The organism is Geitlerinema sp. PCC 9228, assembly GCF_001870905.1.
In the GTDB taxonomy this organism is placed as follows: Bacteria; Cyanobacteriota; Cyanobacteriia; order Cyanobacteriales; family PCC-9228; genus PCC-9228.
Window position 1 is genome coordinate 1 of sequence record NZ_LNDC01000120.1, and the last position, 11,025, is coordinate 11,025.

Here is an 11,025-nt window from a genome sequence, read left to right on the forward strand (position 1 = left end):
CCCCATCTTGGCGTTCTCTCAGCCCATCATTGCCAACTTGCCGACAGATTTCCCACCACGACTCCATCGTTTGAGCCTGGCGGCCTGTCGGTTTGAGCTTAAATTCGTAGCTGAGAGTCAACATGATGAACAAAAATAGGTTTAAAAAATTTCGCCTGCTTTTCTAGATCCTAGTACATGGACTTGATGGTGACGGCGGCTAAAGCCGCACGGGGAGCTTTTCCTCCCGGCTGGGAAAGAGGCAGGGCTTTCAAGCTCCCGTCTTTTTTTCGTAAAGAATCAGTTTGGCTAAGCGTCATGGTTTGGCTTTGGTTCTGCCTTGTCTATCCTGTTGCGTTGTGTTCAGCAAACTTCTTCCGACTGGCGCACCGCTAAACTGGTTGGTTACAGGTTCATTATGACTTTGTCCACCTGCTTCTACTCAAGGTTTTTGACATTTGATTACAAATCGTTATTTTTGGTAAGATAACAGCAGTTTAATAATATTTTTAGGTTTTTGGGAGCATTTGGCCTGGCTGGAGTGGGAAAATTCCTTAATTCCAGCAGCTCCCGAAATTCCACAGCGCGATCGCGAAGCGTCTGGTACGGAGAATCGCTGGCGTTGCTGGCGTCGCCCTCTTATTCCTTGTTCTGTGTTAGCTGCGAGAAACCCTTGTCCCCACACTTTGCCATCTGTATGTTTTTACCTTCCGATGCGCTCGCTGCCGAAATTGATGACAGGTTAGGCGGCGAACGATACGCTATTGAGCGGTTTTCTACGGAGACGGAATTTCTGAACTTTGTGGAACACCACAAACACTACATCGATTGTTTGATCTTACAGTTTACCTCTTCGCTGCCTTTGGTCGTGCAGCACTTGCGCGATCGCGCCACCTTTTTACCCGCTGTGGTGCTAGCTACCATGCCTACCCCCCTACACGATACAGAGGGCACGCAATTGGAAAACTTATCCGAATCCCTGTCGGCAACCACCCATCAAATGCCTCCCCTATCCACCTCCAACGCTTTTCCCTATACGGTTTACCACAATGCGGAAGTGGTGGTGGCCGCCGAAGAACTGGATTTGTTAGAAGCTGGGATGGAAAACGCGATCGCACAATTTCTCAAACGCGCACCTCATAGTTTTTCCAGCGAAAGCATACCCCCCAGCCAAGCCATGGTGGATGCTGAAGAAAGCTACCATTTTGTCGCTACCCACCAGCATCGTCTAGCAGAAAAACTCAAAGAACGATTGGGATATCTGGGCGTGTACTACAAACGCAACCCCGAAAATTTCTTTCGCCATTTATCGCGCTCCGAGCAAAAGAAATTCCTAGAAGAATTAGAATATAGATACCGAGAAATTATCATCAATTACTTTGCCGGGGACGATCGCACTGTCAATGCGAAAATAGACGAATTTGTTAACCTAGCCTTCTTCTCAGATATTTCCGCCACACAAATTGTCGAACTTCACATGAACCTGATGGACGAATTTTCCAAACAGTTGCAATTGGAAGGGCGCAGCGAGGAAATTCTCCTTGACTATCGCCTGACCTTAATTGATACAATATCTCATTTATGCGAAATGTATCGCCGCTCCATTCCCAGGGAATCTTCAGAAAGTGACTAACAATTGCTCCCAGCTTCCATCCGAGACTTTTTGGAGCTTGCCTGCAGCCACCCATTCTGTCCACCGTTCGCCTACCAGCATTGGAAAAAATCTATGAGGAGTTCTCGCAAAACCTATGTCCTAAAGCTTTACGTAGCAGGGAACACGCCCAACTCGGTTCGGGCACTCAAAACCTTAAAAAACATTCTCGAACAGGAATTCCAAGGCGTGTACGCCCTGAAAGTCATCGACGTACTCAAAAATCCCCAACTTGCGGAAGAAGACAAAATTTTAGCCACCCCTACCCTCTCCAAAATCCTTCCCCCACCCGTACGCAAAATCATCGGCGACCTTTCCGACCGCGAAAAAGTACTAATTGGCTTGGATTTGCTATACGAAGAACTACGAGAAGACGACACCGAAATGTAAAAGGAACTTTGCAATGGCTGCCCCATCTACTTTCCGAGTTTTTATTGTTTTGTTATCGGCTTTCATCGGTTACAATTTAGCTATCACTAAGCCAATCTCCAAGCCATAAAAAACTTTCCATTGAATCTTGGTAAATTTTCGCGATCCTTTAGCATGCAATCAAAATGACATCGAACAGTCCAGAACAAGAGTTCGCTCCCAAAGCAATTGAAAGCGTAGAAAAAATCCGCACCACAATCGAGGGATTTGACGATATCAGTCACGGTGGGTTGCCCGTTGGTAGAACCACATTGGTCAGTGGGACATCGGGAACGGGAAAAACTTTATTTGCCGTTCAATTTCTGTATAATGGCATCGTTCGTTTTGACGAACCTGGTGTATTTGTAACTTTTGAAGAATCGCCTACAGATATCATTAAAAATGCTTGTAGCTTTGGCTGGGACATACAACAACTAATCTACGAAGGGAAATCTTTTATCCTCGATGCCTCCCCAGACCCAGAAGGTCAGGAAGTGGTGGGCAACTTCGACCTATCGGCGCTCATCGAACGGCTGCAGTACGCCATTCGCAAATATAAAGCCAAGCGCGTCTCCATCGACTCCATCACCGCCGTTTTTCAACAATACGATGCTGCTTTGGTGGTACGGCGGGAAATTTTTCGCCTGGTTGCCCGTTTGAAGCAGTTGGGGGTCACCACTATTATGACCACGGAACGGGAAAGCGAATACGGTGCCGTAGCGCGCTTTGGCGTGGAAGAATTTGTCTCCGACAATGTGGTCATCGTTCGCAACGTCATCGAAGGAGAACGGCGGCGGCGGACCATTGAAATTTTGAAGCTGCGGGGTACCACCCACATGAAAGGGGAATATCCCTTCACCATCACCAACGAGGGCATTAACATCTTCCCGTTGGGTGCCATGCGTCTGACCCAACGCTCTTCCAACGTGCGCGTTTCCTCCGGCGTGCAAGCATTGGATAAAATGTGCGGCGGTGGCTTTTTCAAAGACTCTATTATCCTGGCTACTGGCGCTACCGGGACCGGCAAAACCCTGCTGGTGAGCAAATTCTTGGAAGAAGGCTGCCAGCAAGGAGAACCCGCCATTTTGTTTGCCTACGAAGAATCCCGCGCCCAACTGCTGCGCAACGCCCAATCCTGGGGCATTGACTTTGAGGAAATGGAAAAGCGGGGCTTGCTGAAAATTATTTGTGCCTATCCGGAATCGGCGGGATTGGAAGACCACCTGCAAATTATCAAAACTGAAATTGCTGCCATGAAGCCCACCCGACTGGCAATTGACTCCCTGTCGGCTTTGGCACGCGGGGTGAGCAACAATGCTTTCCGCCAGTTCGTGATTGGGGTGACCGGCTATGCCAAGCAGGAGGAAATCACTGGCTTTTTCACCAATACCACCGACCAATTTTTGGGGTCTAATTCCATTACCGACTCCCATATTTCCACCATTACCGACACGATTTTAATGCTGCAGTATGTGGAAATTCGCGGGGAAATGGCGCGGGCGATTAACGTGTTTAAAATGCGCGGTTCCTGGCACGATAAGGGGATTCGCGAATACACGATTACCGGTGTGGGTCCGGAGTTGAAGGATTCGTTTCGCAACTACGAACGCATTATTACCGGTTCGCCCACCCGCGTGGGGGTGGACGAGAAAACCGAGCTTTCGCGGATTGTCAAAGGCGTGCAAGGCAAGGGCGACCAGGGAAATACGTAGGTGCTTATGCTTTTAAGGCCCGGCGTGCCAGCTTTACGTAGCTTTTCACGGTTTCGTAAGGCATTTGCAAATCTTGCGCGATCGCTTGCAGGGATTCGCCAAACTCGCGCCTGGCTAAAATGGTCGCCCGAATTTCACAAACGGAATGGGCGCGGGTGCCCCCCGTGCGTTTTTGGGTGGCTAAAAGAATTTGTGTCAGCTGTTCGATGCGCTGGGCGAGTTGGTCTTCTACGGGCAAAATTTCCGATTGAACGTTGCTTTTTTGATGCCCCCGCCGGGTTTGCCCCAAACCAAAGGGGGTTTTGTGACCGGTGCCGCAGTAGGGGGCTAAGTTGGCGAGGGCGGAAAAGAGCTGCTGGAATTCTGGATACTGCCGCCCTTGGGTACTGACGCAAAATTCTACTTCGCCGGTAAAGCCGGTAATCGACCCCCGCTTGCCCGCTGCTACTTTGACGGAGGATACCTGGTGGCGCGCGATCGCAATGTGTTCGTCTACCCACTTCAAAAAAGCATCGGTATCGAAAGGCATTTCCGAAAAATCATTCCAACGGCGCAGGTAGCTGTGAAATACATTCACCGGTACCGGCAAAGGTAAGTGGTGCCCTTTGTGGCGAAATCCCGTAGGACTAACAAAACTTAACGTTACCGAACGCAAGGGTTTGGTTCGCCACAACTGCTGGTAGCTGGTGGGGGGATGGGAAAGGCGAATGGCGTTAATCCGCAATGGGGCATTGTGCAGCTCTACCACTTCGGGTGGGTCTTGCAGCCACTCCCGCATCCATTCTGCCACCGTTGCCGATAGAGCTGTGACGTACCAACGATAGCTAGATTCCGCGCGCAGCAGCACTTGCCTACCGCTATTTTCCAAGTCACCTTCCAAACGAGAGACGGTAAAGGGTTTTTCCGACTGACCGTCGTGCAGGTAGGCAGATAGCTCTGGGTCTTGCGATCGCACTTGGTCGAGAAACCAAGCGTGCAACCCAATGGCATATTGCGGAAATAGGGATACATCCTTTTTGGGGGAAAGCTCGAAAACCAACCCCACCAGCGAACTATCCGCAGGCCAGGTGTTGTCTTCTGAGAGAACCGTAGCGGTTGTTGAGTGTAGCTTGTGTTGGTGACGCGGCATGACTCAAACGGTATCTTATTCTTTGTTAGCTATCCTATCAAATCTTCCGTCCCCGGAAGGGGATACTTTTGTTTCCTTTTTTCTACCCAAAATAGTCTTTCTGTTCCCTATTATCTTGTTTTGTTCCCTATTTTTTCCTCCCTGTTCCCTATGAACGGAGAGGGAGCAATTTGGACTGATTTTCAGCGGTTCTGCATGAATTTAAATAGATAGGTCTAAGTATATAAATGAAAAAGGAAACGGTTCTTTCGGAAAAAACAGGATAATATGAATGTTCTGAATCTTACGGCATGCTATGGCCGTGTTGCCGTAGCCGGATGGTCTTTCTGCTTATGGGCAGCGATCGCCCCAGGCACCGTGGCTCAAATTGTTCCTGATGGGACGCTTCCCCAAAATTTTCGCGATCGCGATCGCGAAGCCTCTCCGAAGGAAAATCGCCACCGTACGCTAACAATTGAGGGAGGAACCACAGCCGGTAGTAATCTTTTCCATAGCTTTCAGGAGTTTTCTATTCCTGAGCATACCTCAGTAAGGTTTGACAACGCAGCCGCGATTCAAAATATAATTACGCGCGTTACCGGCGATCGCGCTGCCGGCAGTGAATTTGTAATTTCCGGCCGAGAAAATTTACCCCCTACACCTGCAGAACTAACCAACAACCAAGCTTCTACCTGGCTTGACTGGCGGTTGGGTCAGGTAAAAGTAGGCTGGACCGAAACCGCCGCACCTTTGACTGCAGCAACAGTTGGCACAAGCGAAACCATTGTGGCCCTTCCCCTAGCAGGGCTTCCTGTGCGCGATAACCACCAGCAGCGATCGCGATTTTCTCATTCCCAGAAAAAATTGTTCGCGATGGTCCGGAAGACCAGTACCATCGCCAAAAGACGGGGATATCGATAAAATAGGCGGTATGTTTCCACAACCGAAAAATATCTAGAAACCAACCGTATCGACCATGAAATCCCCTGACTTTTCCTTCCCCCGTACTTGCTTTGCTGTCGCTGGATGGTCCGTCTGCTGGTGGATATCGGTAGGGTCGGTAGCGAACACCCAAATCCTTCCCGACAATACCTTGCCGCAAAATTCCACCGTTCGCAACGAAAACCATACCCTCACCATCGACGGCGGTACCCCAGCCGGTAGCAATCTTTTCCATAGCTTTCGGGAATTTTCCATTCCCAGGGGGCAATTGGTTAAGTTTGAAAATGCTGCTGCCATTCGCAATATCATTACGCGCGTCACCGGCGATCGCCCCTCTAGCATCGATGGCACCCTAGCAGCCAACGGTACCGCCAACTTATTTTTGCTCAATCCCAACGGCCTTGTCTTTGGTGAAAACGCGCGTTTAGACATTGGCGGTTCCTTTGTGGGAACCACAGCCGTGACAATTGAATTTCCCGATGGTCGGGTTTACAGCGCCAGCGAACCGGCCACTTCAGCTAGCTTAAGCATCAACATTCCCCTAGGTTTGCAGTGGGGAAATCGGCCGGGGGTCTTAGCGGTCCAACCCGGTGCCAACCTGCAAGTTTCCCCCAGTCAAACCCTAGCTGTCATTGGCAGCGACGTTACGTTGACAGGCGGGCGTTTGGCTGCAGCTAACGGACACATTGAAGTGGGCAGCGTAGGGAGCGCCGCTTCGGTAGCTATGATTCCCACCGCCAGTGGGTTTCGCTTCGACTACAGCAGCACAAACAGCTTTGGCGATATTGCCCTTTCCCAACAAAGTGCGATCGACACCAGCGGCATTGGCAGCGGCAGCATACAGTTAGTGGGGAACCGCATTGCCATCCTCGATGGATCGCAGGTGGTAGGCACTACCCAAGGCAACCTCGACGGTAGCGATTTGACCCTACAAGCGACAGATACCCTGACCGTAGCTGGCGGCAGTTCGATTTCCACCCAAACCATCGGCAGCGGTCGGGGTGGCAATATCACCGTAGAAGCACCGGCCATGGCTTTGCAAGGAGGGTCTACGGTTTCCACTGGCACCAGAGGGGCTGGCGAGGGCGGCCATCTCACCATTCGTGCTCGGGAAGCTGTTGCCCTCAGGGGAATGGATCCGAACCACTTCACCAGCTTGTCGAGCGATACGGCCGGAGCTGGTACGGGCGGAAATATCGATATAGAAACGGGGGAATTGCTGCTGCAGGGCACTGCTATTATTTCGGCAACGGCGCTGGCAACTGGGGCAGGGGGCGATATCAACGTGCGTGCGCAACAGGGCATCACCGCTGCTGGTACTGGCTTTGAGAGTTTGGATTTGTTTTTGCGGGCCGCTCTTTCTGGCGAACTGCCACCCACGGCGCGTCTGGGCGGTTTGGCTACGGGGACCCAAGGACTGGCACCCAGCGGCAACATTACCCTGAATACCAACGGTGACCTACGAGTGCTGGCGGGGGCTAACCTCTACAGTCCCACCTTCGGCAGGGCACCAGGGGGCAACATCAAGGTTCGCGCTGGGGATACTGTGGAAACCACGGGGGCTGGCATGCTGACGCCAACCCTTGGCGGTACTGGCGCTGCCGGTACCATTACGATCGATGCCAATCAATTGCTGGTGCAAGATGGGGCAGTTATTTCCAGTGCTACCTTAAGCAACGGACCGGGGGGCGATGTCATCGTACGGGCTGGGGAATTGGTGTCGCTGAACCGCAACCGTCCCGGTGCTTTTCTGCCGACGGGGATTTTTAACAATAGCATTATCGGCATGGGAGAAGGGGGCGATATTTTTATTCAGACGCGCCGTTTCGTCGAACGTGGCGGCAGTTTGGTGGTTACCAACAGCGGCGTGGCTTTGCCTACTACGGTCATTCGTATGGGTGGACCTGGGGGCGATATTACGATTAACGCGAGCGAATCGGTGGAAATTTCTGGAACTTCTGCCGATGGAATGGTTACCAGCGGACCGGGAACCACCAGTTTTGGACCTTCCCCGGCGGGGGATTTGACGATTAACACCAAACGGTTTGTGGCTACCGGAGGTGCGATTATTTCCAGTGCTACCCTTGGTGGGGGCGATGGCGGCCGCTTGACGGTGAATGCTTCCGAGTCGGTGGAAATACGCGGTACTTCACAGATGACTGGGTTGCCCACCACTTTGGTGACTTCTTCCGGTCGGGTGGATATTCCCCAAGCGATCGCGATGGGCAATGGTGGAAATTTGACGGTGAGTACCGATCGCTTGTTGGTGGCAGATGGGGCAACGGTGGCAGTGGATAGTTTTGGACCTGGGGATGCGGGAACGTTATCCGCGATCGCGGATACGGTGGAATTGCAAGATGGGGGCAGTTTAAATGCTTCTACTGAAGCAGGGGCAGGGGGAAATATTCGCTTGGATACGGATGCTTTGGCGTTGCGTCGGGGCAGTCGCATCAATACTAATGCTGGTAATGCCGATGGTGGCAATATTCAAATCGAGGCGGAGACGATTTGGGCGTTGGGAAACAGCGATATTACCGCCAATGCTGCCCAAGGGCGCGGTGGTAGGGTGGAAATTACTGCGGAAACGATTTTGGGAACCCAATTTCGCGAACGCACCACCGACCAAAGTGATATTACCGCCACCTCAGAACTCGGGTCGCAGTTCGACGGCACCGTCAGCATCGATACGCCGGAAATTGACCCCACGTCGGGCTTTTTGCAGGGGGAGGCTAGTATCAAACAGCAACCGCCCATTATTGCCTCGGCTTGCGATAGTGCGGCGGACAGCGAATTTATTATCTCCGGCAAGCAGCAGTTGCCCCCAGCCCCTGCGGAACTGGCCAACCAACCTTCTAGTTGGCTTGACTGGCGCTTGAACGGGGAAGATGTCGCTTGGGCGGAATCCCCAAACTCCCTGACACCAACGATGGGGGATGCCAGGCAACCCCTGGTGGAAGCCACAGGCTGGGTCAAAGATGAAAACGGTGTGGTGAAGTTGGTTGCCCCTACCGATGGGCATCACCGAGGTGCTTCACGAAGCACGGGTGCTTCACGAAGCACGGGTGCTTCACGAAGCACGGGTGCTTCACGAAGCACCCCTACTGTCCATGGGTCTACCTTTGGGCGCGGTTGTTCGCGATGGTCGGATAGGGTATAGTTTTTAAATAAGGATTTTGCCCCTACCTGCGAAAACCACTGGTGGTAAGCGCAGCTGAAGCACGGTAACGGAAAGCGGAATACAAACACAAGCATGACCATTGCCATCGATTTTGGAACCAGCAACACGGTAGTTGCCCGTTGGAATCAAGCGACCCAACAACCAGAAACAATCGAATTGCCGAAAATTGCCTGGCAAATGCACCAAACAGCACCTTTGGTGCCGAGTTTGGTTTATGTGGAAGATGCCAGCCAGGGGAAAGTACTGGTAGGTCAAGCCGTACGCGATCGCGGTTTGGATTTAAAAAGCGATCCCCGTTTTTTCCGTGGCTTCAAACGCGGCATTGGTCAAAACGTACAGGGATTTTTACCGGAACTGGATGGAGAAATCATCGATTTTGAACGGGTGGGAAGTTGGTTTTTCTCCCAGGTGGTCGCTTCCCTGCGACAAATCCAGCTACCGGTGGAATCGTTGGTGCTGACGGTGCCTGTGGACAGTTTTGAGTCCTACCGCTACTGGCTGGGTAATGTATGTAAATCGTTGCAAGTGGAACAAGTACGCTTGCTGGACGAACCTACGGCGGCGGCTTTGGGCTATGCCTCTAGCGATCGCGATTTGTTGTTGGTGGTAGACTTTGGCGGTGGTACCCTAGACTTGTCTTTGGTACAGTTGAATCAATCCGCCAGTAAGAAATTTACGGGATTTATCCTCAAATGGGGCGAAAAAATGTTTGGGGAAAAATCTGCCCAAAAGCCTAAGCTCGCAAGAGTGATTGCTAAGTCTGGCTTGAATTTAGGCGGCGGTGATATTGATGATTGGCTGGTGGATTATTTTGTCGAGACCCAAGGAATTGACAAAACGCCTTTGATGACCCGTCTGTCAGAACGGTTAAAGATTCAGCTGTCTATGCAAGCGGAGGCGGAAGAGATTTATTTTGACGATGAAACGTTAGACAGTTACGAACTAAAGTTAAACCGGAAAACCTTTGAGGAAATTTTGCAGCAACGCCAGTTTTTCCAGCAGTTAGATAAATGCATGGAACAGGTATTGCAACAAGCCCGGCGTCAGGGAATTGAGGCGAAAGATATCGAAGCAGTGTTGATGGTGGGGGGAACGGTGCAAATCCCCGCCGTGCAAAATTGGGTGGAACAATATTTCGATCGCGATCGAATTCGCAGCGAACAACCCATGACCGCGATCGCCACGGGGGCTTTACAATTAATGCAAGGCATGGAAGTAAAGGATTTCCTCTACCACAGCTACGGCATTCGCTATTGGGATCGCCGTCAAAACCAGCACAACTGGCATCCCATCGTGCAATCCGGGCAACCCTATCCCATGTCGGAACCGGTGGAGTTGGTTTTGGGGGCTTCTGTTAGCAACCAACCCAGCATCGAGTTGGTTTTGGGCGAGTTGGGTACCGAAACTGGCGGTATGGAAGTGTATTTCGATGGCGATCGCTTGGTAACGCGCCCCAAATCCAATCCTACCACAGCCGGCAGCGCCCCCACCGTACAGCCGCTAAACGACCGCGAAGGTGCCCGGCAAATTGCCAAACTCGATCCTCCTGCCAATCCCGGAAGCGATCGGATTAAGGTGCGTTTTTGGGTAGACGAACAGCGGTTTCTGCGGGTAACGGTGGAAGATTTGCTCAATTTAGAAACGTTGGTGGAAAATCAAATTGTGCTGCAATTGCAGTAATATCCCTATTTTCTTAAATTGGGCTTGATTTTACAGTCATATTTGACCGACATTCTGCAGGTTAAATAGACTGACGACGAGACGACGATTTGATTGAATTTTTCCCTCATGGAAACGAAAAAAAAGCGAAATTTTTTCCCACGATTTCCCCAAATATGGTATTTTATTAGTAGACACTTTTACATAATGGGAATAGACGCGATTTTCAAATCGAAGACAATATTCCCATTATGTAAAATATATATCAAAATTCCCCCCAAGTCAATCCCCAGTTGTCAAAAAAATTTACGGCGTGAATCGGGAGCTTGAAAGCCCTGACCTTTTAAAGCAGGGATGAAAAGCGACCCGTGCGGCTTTAGCCGCCGTC

Annotated in this window: 9 protein-coding genes; 6 read left to right on the top strand and 3 right to left on the bottom strand. The window is 51.1% G+C overall.

Annotation, left to right across the window (positions count from 1 at the left end; genetic code table 11):
- Both AS151_RS23110 and AS151_RS23115 read right to left on the bottom strand, forming a co-directional pair.
- On the bottom strand, positions 1–124 hold a 124-nt coding region (locus AS151_RS23110; protein ID WP_170861398.1), incomplete at its 3' end, for a helix-turn-helix domain-containing protein.
- A 46-nt stretch (positions 125–170) separates the two neighbouring features.
- Complete coding sequence (locus AS151_RS23115) at positions 171–299, bottom strand: hypothetical protein (protein ID WP_275527991.1); 129 nt, start codon at positions 297–299, stop codon at positions 171–173.
- Positions 300–676: 377 nt separating this feature from the next.
- On the opposite strand from AS151_RS23115, the gene AS151_RS12945 reads away from it, so the two are divergent.
- The 3 genes from AS151_RS12945 to kaiC all read left to right on the top strand — a co-directional run bounded on the left by AS151_RS12945 (position 677) and on the right by kaiC (position 3,750).
- Positions 677–1,612, top strand: coding sequence for a circadian clock protein KaiA (locus AS151_RS12945; protein WP_071517482.1), 936 nt, complete (start codon positions 677–679; stop codon positions 1,610–1,612).
- A gap of 93 nt (positions 1,613–1,705) precedes the next feature.
- Positions 1,706–2,020, top strand: a complete 315-nt coding sequence (kaiB, locus tag AS151_RS12950; RefSeq protein ID WP_071517483.1) for a circadian clock protein KaiB — start codon at positions 1,706–1,708, stop codon at positions 2,018–2,020.
- A 164-nt stretch (positions 2,021–2,184) separates the two neighbouring features.
- On the top strand, positions 2,185–3,750 hold the full coding sequence (gene kaiC / locus AS151_RS12955; protein WP_071517484.1) for a circadian clock protein KaiC: 1,566 nt from the start codon (positions 2,185–2,187) through the stop codon (positions 3,748–3,750).
- A gap of 4 nt (positions 3,751–3,754) precedes the next feature.
- Here the strand turns inward: kaiC and cas6 are convergent, their stop codons facing one another.
- Entirely contained in the window at positions 3,755–4,879 is a 1,125-nt protein-coding gene (gene cas6 / locus AS151_RS12960; protein WP_071517485.1) for a CRISPR-associated endoribonuclease Cas6, read from the bottom strand.
- A 267-nt stretch (positions 4,880–5,146) separates the two neighbouring features.
- On the opposite strand from cas6, the gene AS151_RS12965 reads away from it, so the two are divergent.
- From AS151_RS12965 to AS151_RS12975, 3 genes are all read left to right on the top strand, one after another.
- On the top strand, positions 5,147–5,779 hold the full coding sequence (locus AS151_RS12965) for a hypothetical protein (protein ID WP_071517486.1): 633 nt from the start codon (positions 5,147–5,149) through the stop codon (positions 5,777–5,779).
- Between the two features lie 55 nt (positions 5,780–5,834).
- Positions 5,835–8,957 (top strand): filamentous hemagglutinin N-terminal domain-containing protein, encoded by a 3,123-nt coding sequence (locus AS151_RS12970; RefSeq protein ID WP_071517487.1) that lies wholly within the window; start codon positions 5,835–5,837, stop codon positions 8,955–8,957.
- Positions 8,958–9,050: 93 nt separating this feature from the next.
- Positions 9,051–10,658: an Hsp70 family protein gene (locus AS151_RS12975; protein ID WP_071517488.1), complete on the top strand. Its 1,608-nt coding sequence runs from the start codon at positions 9,051–9,053 to the stop codon at positions 10,656–10,658.
- Positions 10,659–11,025: the final 367 nt, after the last annotated feature.